The organism is Leekyejoonella antrihumi, assembly GCF_007845645.1.
In the GTDB taxonomy this organism is placed as follows: Bacteria; Actinomycetota; Actinomycetes; order Actinomycetales; family Dermatophilaceae; genus Leekyejoonella; species Leekyejoonella antrihumi.
Map to the genome: position 1 here is coordinate 106,148 of NZ_VCQV01000001.1, position 16,634 is coordinate 122,781.

Consider the following 16,634-nt stretch of genomic DNA (forward strand, 5'->3'; position numbering starts at 1 on the left):
GACTCAGAGTTGGTGGCCCACGAGGACCGGCTCGTTGACGAGCCGGACGCCGAACGCCTCCTCGACGCCGTCACGGACCTCCCGTGCCAGGGCCACGACGTCGGCAGCCTTGGCGTCACCGCGGTTCGTCACGGCGAGGGTGTGCTTGGTCGACAGCGCCGCCGGCCCCGGCATCCCATAGCCCTTGGCGAATCCGGCCTTGTCGATCAACCAGGCGGCGGCGGTCTTGATCCGCCCGTCCACGGCCGGGAACTCCGGCGGCACCGGCCCGTCCGACCCCAGCCGGTCGGCCGCCCGCCGCCGGAACTGCGCAAACGAGGTCCGGTCCAGGATCGGGTTGGTGAAGAACGACCCGCACGACCAGGTGTCGTGATCGTCGGGGTCCAGCACCATCCCGCGGCTGCGCCGCTGCCGGAGCACCGCCGCACGGGCATCGCCGAGCGGCACCCGGTCACCGACGGCGACGCCCAGACCGTCCGCGAGCGCGGCATACGCGATGGGCTGCGACAGCGTCGCCGGCCGCAGCTGGAAGAGCACGTCGAGCACGACGTAGCGCGACGATGCCTTGAAGATCGAGTGCCGGTAGGTGAAGGCGCAGTCCGTGTTCGCGAAGGTATGCACCTGCTGGGTGCGCCGGTCGAAGACCCGTACCTGCGCGATGGTCTGGGCCACCTCCTGGCCATAGGCGCCGACGTTCTGCACCGGGGTCGCTCCGGTCAGACCGGGTATGCCGGACAGCGCCTCGACGCCGGCCCACCCCTGCTCACAGGCGTGGGCGACGAAATCGTCCCACGCCTCCCCCGCAGCAACCCGCACGTTGACCCCACCGCACTGGTCGTCCGACTCCACCCGCACACCGGACGTCGCGATGCGCACGACGGTGCCGGAGAACCCGTCATCGGCGATGACCAGATTCGAGCCACCGGACAGCAGCAGCAGCGGCTCGTCCGCGTCGTCGACCTCGCGCACCGCGTCGACCAGGGCGTCGGTCGACTCGACGGTGACCAGTCGGGCCGCGGGTCCACCCACGCGCATCGTGGTGAGCGGGGCCAGTGGCGCGGCCCACTCCTGTTTCACCCGTGCCTCAGCCCAGATCGACGGTGGCCAGCGCCCGGCTGAGGACCTTCGCGCCACCGACGGAGGCAGTGATGTCGATGACGACGCGCCTGCGCTCCTCATCGAGCGATTTGACGCGGCCGGCTACGGCCACGTCGGTGCCGCTGTCGTACGGGACGGGCACGGGAGCGCTGAACCGCACGGTGTACTCGACGACGCGGCCCGCGTCACCGGCCCAGTCGACAACGATCTGGATGGCCGATCCCATCGTCCACATGCCGTGCGCGATGACATCCGGCAGGCCGACCGAGGTGGCGAACCGGTCGTCGTAATGGATCGGGTTGAAGTCGAGGCTCGCCCCCGCGTAGCGCACCATCGTGGCGCGCTCGACGTGCACGGTGGCTCCGGGGATCTGATCCCCGACGGACAACTGGTCGAAGTCTGGCGCGCCCACTAGGAGTCTCCTCTGATCACGACGACGGAGGTGGTGGTCGTGACGTTCTCCCCGTCCACCGTGTCGACCTCGGTGCGCAGGTTGACCATCGAGTGGCCACCGGCGGCGCGGACGCGCACGACCGTGGTGTGCGCCGTCACCTCGTCACCGGCCACCAGGGGCCGGTGATGGACGAAGCCTTCCTCACCGTGCACCAGGCGGCTGTAGTCGATGCCGGCCTCCGGGTCGGTCATGACGTGCGCCTCGGCCTGCTGGGCCACCAGCACCGCGAAGGTAGGCGGGGCAATCACGTCGGAGTAGCCGCGCTCTCTGGCGACGGCCGGGTCGAGGTGCACGGGGTCGGTGGCCCCCACCGCACGCGCGAACTCCGCGATCTTGGCCCGGGAGACGACATACGGCTTCGTCGCCGGATAGGTGCGGCCCTCCACCTTTGGATTCACAGCCATGCCTTGACCTTACTGATCGGGTAGCGCCGGACGCGTCAACGGCCACCCCAGGGTGTCCCAGGGTGGCCGTTTGCGAGGAGTTGTGCGGAGTGCGCTCAGCGCGTCTCGCGGTGGGCGGTGTGCTTGCCGCAACGCGGGCAGAACTTCGCCAGCTCGACCCGGTCGGGGTTGTTGCGGCGGTTCTTCTTGGTGATGTAGTTGCGCTCCTTGCACTCCGTGCACGCCAGGGTGATCTTGGGGCGAACGTCTGCGCTCTTTGTAGCCACGGGGCAACCTGCTCTCGAAATCTTCTGTGGGTGGTACTACGGTCTGCTTCGGCCCGTCGGTGCGGGCCTCGTTCAGTAGCGGGAGCGGGGCTCGATCCCGCGACCTCACGATTATGAGTCGTGCGCTCTAACCAGCTGAGCTATCCCGCCTCGGAGAACCGGCTCGCAGCCGGAAGTATTCCGCTGCCAGCTGCTCACCAGAGCCCCCAAACGGAATCGAACCGTTGACCTTCTCCTTACCATGGAGACGCTCTACCGTCTGAGCTATAGGGGCCTGCCTCCACCAGGGCGTGACCGTCCGGCCACCGCTCGGCGGTGCAGCGGAAAGGCTACCCGACGACCTCTCCATTTACGAAATTGGACACCGCGATAGCCGGTGTGACGGCGCCCCGCACGAGCACCGTGTCCTTCTTCGGGTTGCGCAGCGCCAGATCCCAGGAGCCGTCCGGGGCGCGATGTGCCACGAACGTCGCCGTGCCCGGGATCAGCACCGGCTTCCGGAAGGACATGTCGGCGACGTAGGCGGGCGGCAGCCGGGACTCGATGCCGGCCAGCATTGCGGCCTGGCTCCACATCCCGTGCACGATCGCCCTGGGGAATCCCATTGCCTTGGCCGTGAGCGGATGCAGGTGAATCGGGTTGATGTCGCCGCTCACCCCGGCGAAGCGCCGGCCGAGGTCGCCGGGCAGCCGCCAGGTCGCCCCAGCACCGCTGACGGCCTCGGGCTCCGGCGGCCGAGGCTGCGCCTCTCCCTCCATCTGCTGACCGCGATAGAGGTAGGTCGCCAGGCCCTCCCACACCAGCTCGTCGCCGACGTGCGCCTGAGAGACCACGTCGACCTGTACGCCGCTCCTGTGCGGCCGGGCATTCTCCGCCCGGACGCGTACGGTGAGCTCCTCGGCCAGCCGCACCGGGCGGTGCTGGATGAGCCGGTTGGCCAGGTGCACGCTGCCGGTGAGCGGATACGGATAGCCCTTGTCCACGAACAGGGTGACCTGCAGCGGGAACGCCAGGTTGTGCAGGTAGGTGGCGGGCAGCTCATCTCGCAGGGCGAAACCGCATACCTGGTCGTAGTCGGCCAGGTGCGCCGGATCGACGTGGATGCCGCTGCGAACCACCTGCACGTCCGGCAGCGGGCTCTTGCCGCCGCGGCCGCGAGAGGTGGCGACCGCAGCGGCGTACAGCTTGACAAGCGCCGGCGTCGAGGTCAGCTCGATCATTCGGCTCATCGGGCTAGGCGCCCAACTGGGACTGGCCGCAGACGCGCAGGACCTGACCGGTGACCCCGGCCGAACCCGGCTCGGCGAAGAACGCGATCGTCTCGCCGACATCGACCGGTTGGCCGCCCTGCAGCAGCGAGTTGATCCGGCGGCCCACCTCGCGCGTGGCCAATGGGATCTTCGAGGTCATCTCGGTCTCGATGAAGCCCGGCGCCACCGCGTTGACCGTGATGTGCCGGTCGGCCAGGTTCTTCGACAGCTGCCGCACCATGCCCATGACGCCCGCCTTGGAGGCCGCGTAGTTCGCCTGCCCGCGGTTGCCGCCGATGCCGCTGGTGGAGGCGACGGCCACGATGCGGCCGCCATCCTTCAGACCGCCCTTGGTGGCGGGATCCAGCAGCACCTTGTTGATGCGGAACTGTGCGGCGAGGTTCACGTCGATGACGCTGCCCCAACGGTCGGCGTCGGTGTTGACGAAGAGCTTGTCGCGGGTGATGCCGGCGTTGTGGACGATCACGTCCAGGTGATCGCCCACGCGAGCGACCGCCTGCGCAATGCGCTCACCGGCATCCACGGAGGTGATGTCGAGCTGCAGGGCCACCGCTCCGATCCCGTTGGCGACCTTGGCGAGGGCATCACCGGCGGCCGGGATGTCGACCGCGATGACGTTGGCGCCGGCACGGGCGAAGACGTGCGCGATGTCGGCGCCGATCCCTCGCGCCGCGCCCGTGATGACCGCGACCTCACCCTTGAGCGGGGTCTGCCAGTCGTCGACCTCGGGGACGTCGCCCGCGACGACGCGGACCGGCTGGCCCGAGACGTAGGCCGACCGGCTGGACAGGAGGAACCGGAGCGGCGCGGCGAGCGCAGCCGAGTCCCCCCGGGCCTCACCCTGCAGCCAGATCAGGTTGGCGGTGCCACCGGCCCGCAGCTCCTTGCCGATGGAGCGCATGATGCCCTCGAGCGCCTGCTGGGCCGCCGCGGCCTCGGCGTCCGCCAGCTCATCCGGCGGCGTGCCGATGAGAATGACTCGTCCGCAACGACCGAGCGCCTTGACCGCCGGTCCGACGGCGGCTCGCAGCTCCTCGAGCTCCTTGAGGGTGCGCGCCGCGGTGGCGTCGAAGACCACGGCGGCCGGCTTGTCCGCATAAGTGGTGTCCGCGGCGGCGTCGACGACGGCGCCGCCGGAGGCCTTGATGACGGCCGCCACGGTCTGCGTCACCGGGCTCTGGCCGATGCCGCCGACTGCGGCCGGCCCCTCGAGCAGCTCCTGGCCGGGCTCGTAACGGCGCAGGCGGGGCGGACGGGGCAGGCCGACCTGGGTGGCGACCTTCTTACCGATGCCGTGATTGACCAGCTGTGCGTATTTGTCGGTCATGCGGTTGCCTCCAGAATTGCGGCGACGCCCTGGCCACCCGCGGCACAGATGGAGATCAGTCCGCGGCCAGAGCCCTTCTCATGCAGCATCTTGGCCAGCGAGGCGACGATCCGCCCACCCGTGGCCGCAAACGGGTGGCCGGCGGCTAGGGACGACCCGTTGACGTTCAGCTTGTCCCGGTCGATCGGCCCGAGTGGCTCGTCCAGGCCGAGTCGCTGCTTGCAGAACTCGGGGCTCTCCAGCGCCGCGAGGTGGCACAGCACGGTCGAGGCGAAGGCCTCGTGGAACTCGTAGAAGTCGAAGTCCTGCAGGGACAGGTTGTTGCGCTTCAGCAGCCGGGCGATGGCATACGGCGGTGCCATCAGCAGGCCCTCGTCGCCGTGCACGTAGTCGACCGCGGCCGCCTCACCGTCCACGAACCGGGCAAGCGGTGTCAGGCCGCGCTCCTGGGCCCACTCCTGGCTGCCCAGCAGCACGGCCGAGGCGCCGTCGGTCAGTGGGGTGGAGTTGGCGGCGGTCATCGTGGCGGCCGGATCGCCCTTGCCGAACGCGGGCTTCAGCTTGGCGAGCTTCTCGACCGTGCTGTCGGCACGCAGGTTGTTGTCGCGGGTAAGGCCCAGGTAGGGAGTCACCAGGTCGTCGAAGAAGCCGCGGTCGTACGCCGCCGCGAGGTTCTGATGGCTGCGCACGGCGAGCTCGTCCTGCGCCTCGCGGGTGATCCCCCACTCCTTGGTGGTGATCGCCTGGTGGTCACCCATGGCCAGGCCGGTGCGCGGCTCGGCGTTCTTCGGCTGCTCGGGGGCGAGCTGACCCGGCCGGATCTTGGCGAGCGCCTTCAGCCGCTGCTGCGGAGTCTTGGCGTAGTTGACCTTCATCAGCGTCTTGCGCAGGTCGTCGTTGACTGCCAGCGGCGCGTCCGAGGTGGTGTCGCTGCCTCCCGCGATGCCGGACTCGATCTGGCCGAGCCGGATCTTGTTGGCGACCAGGATCGCTGCCTCGAGGCCGGTGCCACAGGCCTGCTGGATGTCGTAGGCAGGGGTGTGCGGGTCGAGGTGCGAGCCGAGCACCGCCTCTCGGGTCAGGTTGAAGTCGCGCGAGTGCTTGATCACGGCGCCGGCGACAACCTCGCCGAGGCGCTCGCCGCCCAGACCGAAGCGGGCGACCAGACCCTCGATGGTCGTGGTCAGCAGGTCCTGGTTGGACGCCTTCAGATATTTGCCGCCCGAACGGGCGAATGGGATGCGGTTTCCGCCGATGACGTATGCGTCACGTTGGCTCATGGGACCCTCCACAGTGTCGAACGACGCCCTTCGTGAGGGCTCATGTTGAGGTGAGTCGCACCAGCAACCTGACCGGGGAAAACCTTCATCGGCCGGCGGGCAACTCACCATTTACCGATACCGAGAGTAGCAGGTACACCCAGTTTCGGATACTCTCGTGGACCATGGACGTGACGGAAGACGGTGCGGTGACCGGCCCTCGAGTGGACGGTCGACACACCCGCTGGACGCAACACCGTCAGACGCGCCGACGAGAGCTCACCGAGGCTGCCATCGTCGCCATCCGCAAGCACGGCGCCACGGTCGGCATGGACGAGATCGCCGCACAGGCCGGCACCAGCAAGACCGTGATCTACCGGCATCTCGGAGACCGTCTCGGCCTCTATCTTGCCGTCTGCGAGGCGGTGGATGCGCAGATCATGTCCGATCTGCGCCAGGCCTTGTCACCGCAGATTGCCCCGTCCGCGGGGGCCTCCCACCCGGCCGAGAGCCTCCTGGGCCGCAACCTGCACGAGGTGCTCATGGCGGTCATCGACGCCTACCTGCACCTGGTCGAGCGCGACCCGGAGGTCTACCGGTTCGTCGTCCGACGGCCGCTGCTGGGCGTGCCGCCGGAGTCCGATCCGGTGGTCGGCCTGACCAACGCGATCGCCGACACCCTCACCCAGATATTCAGCACCGCGCTCACCACCGCCGACAAGGACCCGGCACCCGCGGCAACCTGGGCTCACGGGCTGATCGGGTTGGTCCGCGCGGCCGCGGACCGGTGGCTGGGCAACCCCGCTCGCGAACCACGCGAGGTGATTGTCCGGCACCTGGCGGACTTTGCCGCCGTCGGACTGACCGGCGTCCTCGCGCCGCAGAAGGCAGGCCGTCCGAGCGAAAACGACCCCGAGAGAAAATGGTGACCCGATGAGTGAACAGTCCGTAGCCATCGACGAGCTCCGCCACCTGCTCGACGGCCACTGGGAGGACCTGAGGCAGCGAGCACGCACCGACCTCGAACCCGAGTGGGCACTCGGCGAGCCCGGGGAGCCGGTCGAGGCTCAGCGTGAGCGGGTGCACCGGCAGCTGCTGGAGCTCGCGAAGCGCGACTACGGACGAATCGGTTTCCCGCGGGCCTACGGCGGGACCCTCGACTACGGCGCATCGTGCGTGATGTTCGAGATGCAGGCCTACGGAGATCTCTCGCTGGTGGTGAAGACCGGCGTGCAGTTCGGGCTGTTCGGTGGCGCAGTCGCCCGCCTCGGCACCGAGCGGCATCACCAGGCCTACCTCGAGGACATCATGACGGCCAGGCTGCTCGGCTCCTTCGCGATGACCGAGGAGGGACACGGCAGCAATGTGCAGCAGCTGGAGACGACCGCCACCTATGACCCCGACACCCAGGAGCTGGTGATCACCTCGCCGACACCGTCGTCGAAGAAGACCTACATCGGCAACGCCGCCCGCGACGGTCGAATGGCCGTCGTATTCGCCCAGCTGGTGACCGGTGCCGAGAACCACGGCGTGCACGCGATTCTCGTGCCCGTGCGCGACGCAGGCGGCAATGCGCTGCCCGGCGTCACGATCGGTGACAACGGCGTGAAGGCCGGCCTGCCCGGGGTGGACAACGGCACGTTCAGCTTCGATGAGGTCCACGTGCCCAAGGACAACCTGCTGAACGCCTTTGGCGACATCGGCGACGACGGGATCTACGTCTCGCACATCGAGGGCAAGAACGCGCGGTTCTTCACCATGCTCGGCACCCTGGTGCGCGGGCGGGTATGCGTCGGTGGCGGCTCGGGGTCCGCCGCCAAGAAGGCGCTGGCCATAGCCGTGCGGTACGGCGCCCAGCGCCGGCAGTTCGAGGCGCCCGGGTCGGATGACGAGATCGTCGTCCTCGACTACCTCGCACACCAGCGCAAGCTGCTCCCCCGCCTGGCGAAGTCCTACGCGCTGAGCCTTGCGCAGAACGCGGTGACCGAGCGGTTGCAGGAGCTGCACGGCACGCCCCGGCCGGAGGGCCAGGAGGAGGATAAGGTCGCGCAGCGCGAGCTGGAGAGCCGGGTCGCCGGCCTCAAGGCGGTGACCACCTGGCATGCGCTTGACACGATCCAGGCGTGTCGGGAGGCCTGCGGTGGCGCCGGCTACATGGCCGAGAACCAGCTCGCCCAGATGCGCGCGGACGTCGACGTCTTCACCACGTTCGAGGGTGACAACACGGTCCTGTTGCAGCTGGTCGCGAAGGGGCTGCTCACCGAATACCAGTCCATGTGGGGTGATCTGGATGTCACCGAGATGGTCGGCATGGTGACCCGCCAGGTCGCCGAAGGCCTCGTGGAGCGGACGACGGGCCGTGCCGGGTTGCAGCGGCTGGTGGACGCTGCCAAGGGTCGCGACGACGAGTCGGCGATGGACGACCGCGGCTGGCAGTTGTCCATGTTCGAGCAGCGGGCCGACCACACGCTGGAGACCGTGGGTCTGCGGTTGCGCAAGGCGACCAAGGACAACGCGTTCGAGCTGTTCAACGGGGCGCAGGATCACGTGCTGTTCGCCGCGCGAACGCATATCGACCGGTGCGTGATGGAGGCCGCGTGCGAGGCCGAGGACGGTATGGCCGACGGGCCCGCGAAGGACCTCTTCGGTCAGGTGCTGAGCCTGTATGCGCTCTCCTCGATCGAGGACGACCGCGCCTGGTTCCTCGAGCACGGACGGCTCACCACCACGCGATCTCGCTCGGTGACGGCCGCCGTGAACGACCTGTGCCGCGCCCTGCGGCCGCGTGCGCTCGACCTGGTCGATGCCTTCGCGATCCCCGACGCTCTGATCACCGCACCGATCGCCCAGCTCTGACCCGCCAGCACCGGCCGCGCGTCCCTCGCGCGGCCGGTGCCTCATCAGACGATGGTGCCGATGATCAGCACGCAGATCAGGGCGACCACGGAGATCACCGTCTCCATCACCGACCAGGACTTGATCGTCTGCCAGACCGTGAGACCGAAGTATTCCTTGACGAGCCAGAATCCGGCGTCGTTGACGTGGCTGAAGAACAGCGATCCGGAACCGACGGCAAGCACCAGCAACGCCAGGTGCGGCTGACTGAGGGTGTGCCCCAGGGGCTCCACGATGCCGGCAGCCGTGACCGTGGCCACCGTTGCCGAGCCGGTGGCCAGGCGGATGGCCACCGCCACCAGCCAGCCCAGCAGCAGCACCGACATGTTGGCATCCTTGGCGCAGTGCGCGATGACTTCGGAGACGCCGGAGTCGGACAGGACGGTCTTGAAGCCGCCGCCGGCGGCCACGATCAGCATGATCGAGGCGACCGGCGGCAGACCGGAGCCGAGCGACTGATGAATCTTGGCGCGCGGCATACCCGAGGCGCGGCCGACGGCCAGCATTGCCACGAGCACACCGGCGAGCAGCGCGACCGACGGTTCACCGATGAAGTCCACGAAGCTGCGGCCCCCGGTGCCGTCATCCAGGGTGAGGTCGCCGATCGCCTTGACCAGCATCAGCAGCACCGGCAGCACGACGCTGATGATCGCGCCGAAGAAGCTCGGCCGTCGGGTTGCGCCGGCAGCCCGCTGGGCGTCCGTCGCCGCGTCGGGCGCGTCGTCGGCGTCGGCGCCGTCCGTCACGGGCGGCGTGTCCGGATCGGCACCCGAACGGGCGACCCCATCGGCCCCGACATGCACCGGCACCAGTCGGTCCATCAGCGGTGCGAGCAGCGGTCCGGCGATGATCAGGGTGGGGACCGCGATGATCAGACCGAAGACCAGGGTGTAGCTCAGGGGTGCGTGCAACAGGGCGATCGCCGTCTCCGGGCCCGGGTGCGGCGGGACGAGCCCATGCAGGATCGACAGGCCCGCGAGCGCGGGGATGCCGACCTTCATCAGGGAGACACCGGTCTTGCGCGCCACGAGCAGGATGATCGGGACCAGGATGACGACGCCGATCTCGAAGAACATCGGCAGCCCGATGATCGCGGCGATCAGAGCCATCGCCCAGGGCAGCGTCTTGGGCCCGACTCGGTCGATGATGCTGTCGACGATCTGGTTGGCACCACCGGAGTCCGCCAGCAGCTTGCCGAGCATGGCTCCGAGGGCAATCAACAGACCCACCGACCCGAAGGTGGAACCGAGCCCGTCGACGAAGCTGTTGACAATGTCGCCGGGCGCCACTGCTGCGACCGCACCGAGCACGGCAGTGCCGACGATGAGGCCGATGAACGGGTGGAATCTGGCCCAGACGATGAGCAGGACGACCGTGGCGATACCCAGCAGCGCTGCGGCGATGAGTTGGCCGTTGCCGGCGCTGCTGAGCGGTTTGTCGCTCGCGGCGAGCAGCCCGAGGGCGTGGACGGCAGTCATGACGAGAATTCCTCCTGCAGTGACGGGGCAAGTTCGGGCAGGCTACGCCCGCCGAAGCGGCGATTCGCGCTTCTGATTGGGTGAGTCGCATGTCAGGACAGGTGCTGGGTCTCATCCTCGCCGCGGCCCTGTTCCACGCCATCTGGAACATCACCGCCAAACGGGTCACGAGCGACGGCTACCCGTTCGTGTGGTGCTACGTCGCTGCGGGCGCTGTGATCTGGTTGCCGATCGGGATCGTGCTGCTGATCCGTTCCGGTGGCCCGTGGACGTGGTGGCTGCTCGTCGCACCGGCCGTGTCCGCGGTGCTGCACATCGCCTACTCGCTGACCCTGCAGACCGGGTATGCGCGTGCCGACCTCAGCGTCGTCTACCCCGTGGCGCGAGGAACGGGTCCACTGATCACGATGGCCGTCGCCGTGCTCGCGCTGGGCGAGCGTCCCGGCTGGTTCGCCGTCGGCGGCGGGATGCTCGTGATCCTGGGCGTCGTCATTGTCGCAGCCGGAACGCGGGGGCACGCAACGAGCGCGCAGCGCGCCATCACCGGTCTGCAGTACGGCGGCGCGACCGGGTGCGCGATCGCCGCCTACACCCTGTGGGACGACCATGGCATGACCGCCCTGGCGCTGGCCCCGATCCCCTACTTCTCGCTCAATACCGCCTTCGAAGCGCTCCTGTTGTCGCCCGGCCTGCGTCGGCACCCACCGGTCCTGAACACCCTCCGTCGACACTGGCGTGAGGTGCTGACGGTGGGAGTGCTCTCCCCGCTCGCCTACATCCTGGTGCTTCAGGCCATGCGGACCACGTCGGTGGCGCTGGTCGCACCGGCCCGTGAGAGCAGCATCGTGGTCGGCTCCCTGCTTGCCTGGTGGCTCTTCAAGGAGCCCAACCCCCTGCGGCGTCTGCTCGGGGCGGCGGTGGTGCTGGCCGGGATCGCGCTGATCGTCCGGGTCTGATCGTCCGGGTCTGGTGTGGTTGCGTCGGACCGGGAGCGCCTCACGGCGCAGGGCCGCTCGTAGCGGCTGAATTCGGGACCCGGGGCTGCCGCGGTCCGACGCAACCACTTCACACTAACGGCAACGTCGGCCGGATTTGTTCCCCGTGCGACCCGTGATCTTGTGTGTCGGGCGACTCTGCGGCTACTCGAGCCGCCCGGATCGCCACAGCGCCGCCGACCGGGTCAGGTCCCGTGCCGTGGTCAGGAGCGCCGATGCGCTGATGGTCTGCGCGGCGGCCCCACGGGCGTCGAGGGCGTCCCGTTCGTCCGCGCGGTGCGCCCGGCCTACCGAGATGACCTGGCAGAAGGCCGCCGCGCGGTCCAGGGCAACCCCCAGGTCCCCTTCGAAGACGCCGGTGAGGATGCTGTCGGTCATCGCCTTGATTGCCTCCGGGGTGGGCGGTTCGGCGGCACCGGCGACGGCGTGGGGGGCGTCGGCGTGCAGGCGCCCCTCCTCGTAGTCCTTGGCCGCATCCACCGGCGCTCGCTGCACCCACTCGCGCAACGTGTACAGGCGCCAGAGCGCACCCGGCAGGCTGACCGCAGGGCGGTCCGCCCACAGCTGCGCCACGGTCGGCATACCCAGCTCGTCGACCAGCGTCACCAGCCTTCTGGTGATCTCCGGGTCCCGCGCCGCGCGTCCTCGACCGACCAGGACGGCGGCGGTCTGGTGCGCCGCCTCGGACACCTGCGCCGGGTCCAGCTGGCCCGGCTGCGACTCGAGGTCGCGCGGATTCAGCATCACCGGGCGCCGGGGACGTCCTGGGGTCGTGTCGCTCATCGTCGTCTCCTTCCAGCGGCTCGTTCGAGCCTACTTTCCCCCGCCGAGTGGAGTAGTTGTACGTGCTCCGCTCGAGCACTATGTGCTCCACTCGGCGGGGAGGGAGCGGGTGGTCAGTCCAGGCGGTTCAGGCCGAGGACCACGATGACCGCCTGCCCTGCGTCGTCGCAGGCCGGCAGGTCGATCTGCGCATCAATGCCCCAGTCGCGGTTGTCGTCCGGATCGTCGATGACCTGGCGGACCTCCCACAGGTCCTTCGACTCCTTGATCCGCAGATGGGCCGGCCCCCGGGCTCGTGCGCCCGTGCCGATCTCGGGGTGCTCGGCGAAGTAGACGTCGAGGTCCTCCATCCAGGCAGCCTCGTCCATGACGATCTCGGTCGGCGGCTCGGTCGACTCTGCGGTGGCGCGATCCAGTGCGGCAAGACCGGCGATGTCCCGGCGGGCGGCCAGCTGGACGCGGCGGAACATCGCGTTACGCACCTGCACCCGGAATGCGCGAAGGTTGCCGGTGACCGGTCGCGGAGCGGGCGGCACGACGTCCGGGCCGGCAACGTGGCGGGTCGGATCGATCAGCTCCTCCCACTCGTCCAGCAGGCTGGAGTCGGTCTGGCGGATCAGCTCACCCAGCCACTCGATCAGGTCGGTGAGCTCCTCGGACTTGCGTGAGTCCGGCACGGTCTGGCGCAGCGTGCGGTAGGCATCGGTCAGGTATCGCAGGACGATCCCCTCGGAGCGGTTCAGCTCGTACTGCTTGACCAGATCGCCGAACGTCCAGGCGTTCTCGTACATCTCGCGGACCACCGACTTCGGCGACAGAGCGTTCTCCCCCACCCACGGCTGGGTGCTGCGATAGGTCTCGAATGTCGCCTCGAGCAGCTCGTGCAGCGGTTTCGGCCAGGTGACCTCCTCCAGCAGCTCCATCCGCTCGTCGTACTCGATCCCCTCGGACTTCATCTCCGCGATCGCCTCGCCACGCGCCTTGTGCTGCTGCGCACGCAGGATCGGCCGAGGGTCCTCGAGGATCGACTCGATCACGGAGACCACATCGACCGTGTAGGTGTCCGACTCCGGGTCGAGGACATCGAGCACCGCGAGTGCGAACGGCGACAGGGGCTGGTTCAGCGCAAAGTTCTCCTGCAGCTCACCGACGAGTCGCACCTGTCGACCGGTCTCATCGGGGGTGTCGAGCCGCTGCACGACTCCCGCGGTCAGCAACTCCCGGGAGAGCGTGATCGCGCGTCTCGCCAGTCGTGCTTGGCGGCGGGTGTCCTCGTGGTTGTCGCGCAGCAGCTTTCGCACGGCCGCAAACGGGTCCCCCTGACGGGCAACCAGGTTGAGCAACATCGAGTGGGTAATCCGCATACGCGACTGGAGCGTCTCAGGGTCGGAGGCGACGAGCCGGTCGAAGGTCTCCTCCGACCAGTTGACGAAGCCCTCGGGCGGCTTCTTGCGCTGCACCTTGCGCTGCTTCTTCGGGTCGTCACCGGCCTTGGTCAGCGCCCGGTGGTTCTCGACCACATGCTCCGGTGCCTGCACGACCACCGTGCCGCTGGTGTCGAACCCTGCGCGTCCGGCCCGCCCGGCGATCTGGTGGAACTCCCGCGCCTTCAGCAACCGCTGCCGGGTGCCGTCGAACTTGGTCAGTCCGGTGAACACCACGGTGCGGATCGGGATGTTGATCCCCACCCCGAGCGTGTCGGTGCCACAGATCACCTTGAGCAGGCCCTGGGCCGCAAGCGTCTCGACCAGGCGACGATATTTCGGCAGCATTCCGGCGTGGTGCACGCCAATCCCGTGCCGCACCAGCCGGTTCAGCGTTTTGCCGAACCCTGCGCTGAAACGGAACCCGGAGATCAGCTCGCCGATCCGCGCCTTCTCGTCCTTGCTGCATACGTTGAGGCTCATCAGGGCCTGCGCCCGCTCGAGCGCTGAGGCCTGCGTGAAGTGCACGACGTAGACCGGCGCCTGGTGTGTGGTCAGCAGCTCTTCGAGCGTCTCGTGCAGCGGCAACAGGGCCCACTCGAACGACAGCGGCACCGGCCGCTCGGCGGTCGCCACCGTCCTCGTGTCCCGGCCGGTTCGCCGAGTCAGGTCCTCCTCGAAGACGGACACGTCACCCAGGGTGGCCGACATCAGGACGAACTGGGCCTGGGGCAGCTCCAGCAGCGGCACCTGCCAGGCCCACCCGCGGTCCGGCTCGGAGTAGAAGTGGAACTCGTCCATGATCACCATGCCGACATCGGCGGCCTTGCCCTCCCGGAGCGCGATGTTGGCGAGAATCTCCGCGGTGCAGCAGATGATCGGGGCGTCCGCGTTGACGGCCGCATCACCGGTGAGCATGCCGACGTTGTCCGCTCCGAAGATCTCGCAGAGGGTGAAGAACTTCTCCGAGACCAGCGCCTTGATCGGCGCGGTGTAGAAGCTGACCCGGTCGTCCGCGAGCGCGGCGAAGTGGGCCGCGGTGGCGACCATCGACTTGCCGGACCCGGTAGGCGTCGCCAGGATCACGTTGGCGCCGCTGAGGATCTCGATGATCGCGTCGTCCTGATGCGGGTAGAGGCGCAGCCCCTGACCCTCGACCCACCCGGTGAACTCGGCATACAGCTGGTCTGCGTCGGCGGTGGGCGGGAGTCGATCGGCGAGGTTCATGGTGCAGCCATCCTCGCAAACGGCGCTCGGTCGATCGCTACGAGATGCCCGGTGACTCCGTGTCGCGCGCTGCTGCCGCCGCCTGCTCCTCGAGCTCGACCTTGCGGATCTTGCCGGTCGCCGTCATCGGGAAGTCCTCGACCACCACGACCACAGGCACCTTGTAGGTCGCCATCGAGTCGGTCGCATACGCGTGCAGCTCGGTCGTCGTGACGTTGGCGCCGGGCGCCAGCGTGACGAAGGCGACCGGCTGCTGACCTCTGTCGGGGTGTGGCGCTGGGACCACTGCAACCGAGCGCACCTGGGGATGCCGGGACAGGATCATCTCGACCTCGGCCGGGAAGACGCTCATGCCCTTGACCTTGATCATCTCCTTGCGCCGGCCGAGATAGTGCAAGCAGCCGGCCTCGTCCAGACGACCGCTGTCACCGGTCTGCAACCAGCCATCCCGCAGCTGCTCCGCTGTCGCGGCCGGGTTGTTCCAGTAGCCCGTGATCACCGACGGGCTGCGCAGAATGATCTGCCCGTCTTCCCCGATCGGAAGCGGACTGCCCGTCTCCCAGTCGACGACGAGCACGTCGGTGCCGGGGACCGGAACCCCACAGAAGACCGGCTCCTCGTGCAGGTCACGGTCATTCGCGGACATTCGGTACGGGCTCGCGTCCATCGTGTGGGTCTCGGTCATTCCGTATGCCGCCTCACGCAGCACCGAGCGCGCTCCTACGGCATCGATCCACCGCGAGCGCACCTGCGAGTCCAGCTTGCGCACGAAGGACACTGCCATCGGGTCTTCCAGCGAGCTGAGGTCGTAGTCGCCGAGGTCGCTGCGGTCGAGCAGCTCAAGATAGTTCTCGACCGTGCCCACCATCGCCGTGGCGTGCTGGCTGTCGATCAGCTGCAACGCCTGCTGTGCGTTCCATCGCGGCATCAGCACCGACGTGCCGCCAAGGACCAGGGGCAGCAGAATGCCCAGGTCCTCGCCGGCGATCCAAAAGATCGGCAGATAGCAGAGCGCGACGAATCCGGTGTCTTGCGTCTGCGCGGTCGCGCCCGCTGCGGTCGCCGCGGTGTAGAGCATGTGCCGCTGCGTGTGCTGACATCCCTTGGGCAGGCCGGTCGTCCCGCCGGTGTAGTTCAGTGCAGCCAGTGCGTCGAGATCCGCCAGGTCATCGTTAACCGGATCGCCTTGCAGCAGAGTCGACCACAACACCTGATCCGAGGGTCGCGCTCCAGCACCACCGGCTCCCTCCGCCATGGTGGTGACCACGACCCGGTGCACCGCGCAGTCGCCACGCACCGCGTTCACGAGCGGCAGCAGATCGTCCAGCGTCACGACGACTGATGCACCACTGTCCGCCAGCTCGTGCTGCAGCTCGGTCTCCTTGAACATCGGGTTGACCGGGACGTGCACCGCGCCCAGCCGCAGGACGGCCATCATCGCGATGACGAACTGTGGGCAGTTCGGCAGGTGTATGGCGACTCGGTCCCCCGGGCGCACCCCGAGTAAGCGCAACCCGCCTGCCGCACGCGAGATCTCGCCTTCGAGCTCGCTGTAGGTGATCGTGCGCCCTTCGAACACGACGGCAGCCTGGTCCGGCCGGTGGGTGGCCCAGTGCGCGACGTGCGCCGGGATGGTCAGTTCTCCGAGGGGGTAGCGCACCTGTCGTGGAGTTCCCGGTGGCCGGGATCGCTCCTGTCGCGACCGCAGGTCGACAAGGTGTGCGTCAAAGGTCATCAGATCTCCTGTCATCGG

Annotated in this window: 14 protein-coding genes and 2 tRNA genes; 3 read left to right on the forward strand and 13 right to left on the reverse strand. The window is 68.5% G+C overall.

Features of this window, described 5'->3' with window-relative positions; translation table 11 throughout:
* Positions 1-3: 3 nt before the first annotated feature.
* The 9 genes from FGL98_RS00470 to FGL98_RS00510 form a co-directional block, all read right to left on the reverse strand.
* Positions 4-1,077: a UDP-N-acetylmuramate dehydrogenase gene (locus tag FGL98_RS00470; protein ID WP_222431935.1), complete on the reverse strand. Its 1,074-nt coding sequence runs from the start codon at positions 1,075-1,077 to the stop codon at positions 4-6.
* 7 nt (positions 1,078-1,084) lie between these two features.
* Complete coding sequence (locus FGL98_RS00475) at positions 1,085-1,510, reverse strand: MaoC family dehydratase (protein WP_146314697.1); 426 nt, start codon at positions 1,508-1,510, stop codon at positions 1,085-1,087.
* Positions 1,510-1,956 carry an FAS1-like dehydratase domain-containing protein gene (locus tag FGL98_RS00480; protein ID WP_146314698.1) on the reverse strand — a complete coding sequence of 149 codons (447 nt, stop codon included), beginning with the start codon at positions 1,954-1,956 and terminating at the stop codon, positions 1,510-1,512. The genes FGL98_RS00475 and FGL98_RS00480 overlap by 1 nt, the downstream gene beginning before the upstream one ends.
* Positions 1,957-2,051: 95 nt before the next feature.
* Positions 2,052-2,222, reverse strand: a complete 171-nt coding sequence (gene rpmG / locus FGL98_RS00485) for a 50S ribosomal protein L33 (protein ID WP_146314699.1) — start codon at positions 2,220-2,222, stop codon at positions 2,052-2,054.
* Positions 2,223-2,298: 76 nt separating this feature from the next.
* Positions 2,299-2,372 (reverse strand) — tRNA-Met (locus FGL98_RS00490).
* Positions 2,373-2,423: 51 nt separating this feature from the next.
* A tRNA-Thr gene (locus FGL98_RS00495) sits at positions 2,424-2,496 on the reverse strand.
* A 55-nt stretch (positions 2,497-2,551) separates the two neighbouring features.
* Positions 2,552-3,451, reverse strand: coding sequence for a MaoC/PaaZ C-terminal domain-containing protein (locus FGL98_RS00500; protein WP_222431936.1), 900 nt, complete (start codon positions 3,449-3,451; stop codon positions 2,552-2,554).
* Between the two features lie 4 nt (positions 3,452-3,455).
* Positions 3,456-4,820: a 3-oxoacyl-ACP reductase gene (locus FGL98_RS00505; RefSeq protein WP_146314701.1), complete on the reverse strand. Its 1,365-nt coding sequence runs from the start codon at positions 4,818-4,820 to the stop codon at positions 3,456-3,458.
* Positions 4,817-6,100: an acetyl-CoA C-acetyltransferase gene (locus tag FGL98_RS00510; protein WP_146314702.1), complete on the reverse strand. Its 1,284-nt coding sequence runs from the start codon at positions 6,098-6,100 to the stop codon at positions 4,817-4,819. The genes FGL98_RS00505 and FGL98_RS00510 overlap by 4 nt, the downstream gene beginning before the upstream one ends.
* Positions 6,101-6,264: 164 nt before the next feature.
* On the opposite strand from FGL98_RS00510, the gene FGL98_RS00515 reads away from it, so the two are divergent.
* Both FGL98_RS00515 and FGL98_RS00520 read left to right on the forward strand, forming a co-directional pair.
* Entirely contained in the window at positions 6,265-7,008 is a 744-nt protein-coding gene (locus FGL98_RS00515; protein ID WP_186525893.1) for a TetR/AcrR family transcriptional regulator, read from the forward strand.
* Positions 7,009-7,012: 4 nt separating this feature from the next.
* Positions 7,013-8,935, forward strand: a complete 1,923-nt coding sequence (locus FGL98_RS00520) for an acyl-CoA dehydrogenase family protein (RefSeq protein WP_146314704.1) — start codon at positions 7,013-7,015, stop codon at positions 8,933-8,935.
* A 44-nt stretch (positions 8,936-8,979) separates the two neighbouring features.
* Here the strand turns inward: FGL98_RS00520 and FGL98_RS00525 are convergent, their stop codons facing one another.
* Positions 8,980-10,452, reverse strand: a complete 1,473-nt coding sequence (locus tag FGL98_RS00525) for a GntP family permease (protein ID WP_146314705.1) — start codon at positions 10,450-10,452, stop codon at positions 8,980-8,982.
* A gap of 89 nt (positions 10,453-10,541) precedes the next feature.
* Here FGL98_RS00525 and FGL98_RS00530 point away from each other — a divergent pair, with 89 nt between their 5' ends.
* Positions 10,542-11,408 (forward strand): DMT family transporter, encoded by an 867-nt coding sequence (locus tag FGL98_RS00530; RefSeq protein ID WP_146314706.1) that lies wholly within the window; start codon positions 10,542-10,544, stop codon positions 11,406-11,408.
* A gap of 183 nt (positions 11,409-11,591) precedes the next feature.
* On the opposite strand, the gene FGL98_RS00535 is transcribed toward FGL98_RS00530, so the two are convergent.
* From FGL98_RS00535 to FGL98_RS00545, 3 genes are all read right to left on the reverse strand, one after another.
* Positions 11,592-12,230, reverse strand: coding sequence for a hypothetical protein (locus FGL98_RS00535; RefSeq protein ID WP_146314707.1), 639 nt, complete (start codon positions 12,228-12,230; stop codon positions 11,592-11,594).
* Between the two features lie 113 nt (positions 12,231-12,343).
* A complete protein-coding gene (locus tag FGL98_RS00540) occupies positions 12,344-14,881 on the reverse strand; it encodes a DEAD/DEAH box helicase (protein WP_146314708.1) in 2,538 nt (845 codons plus the stop codon).
* 37 nt (positions 14,882-14,918) lie between these two features.
* On the reverse strand, positions 14,919-16,616 hold the full coding sequence (locus FGL98_RS00545) for an AMP-binding protein (RefSeq protein ID WP_146314709.1): 1,698 nt from the start codon (positions 16,614-16,616) through the stop codon (positions 14,919-14,921).
* Positions 16,617-16,634: the final 18 nt, after the last annotated feature.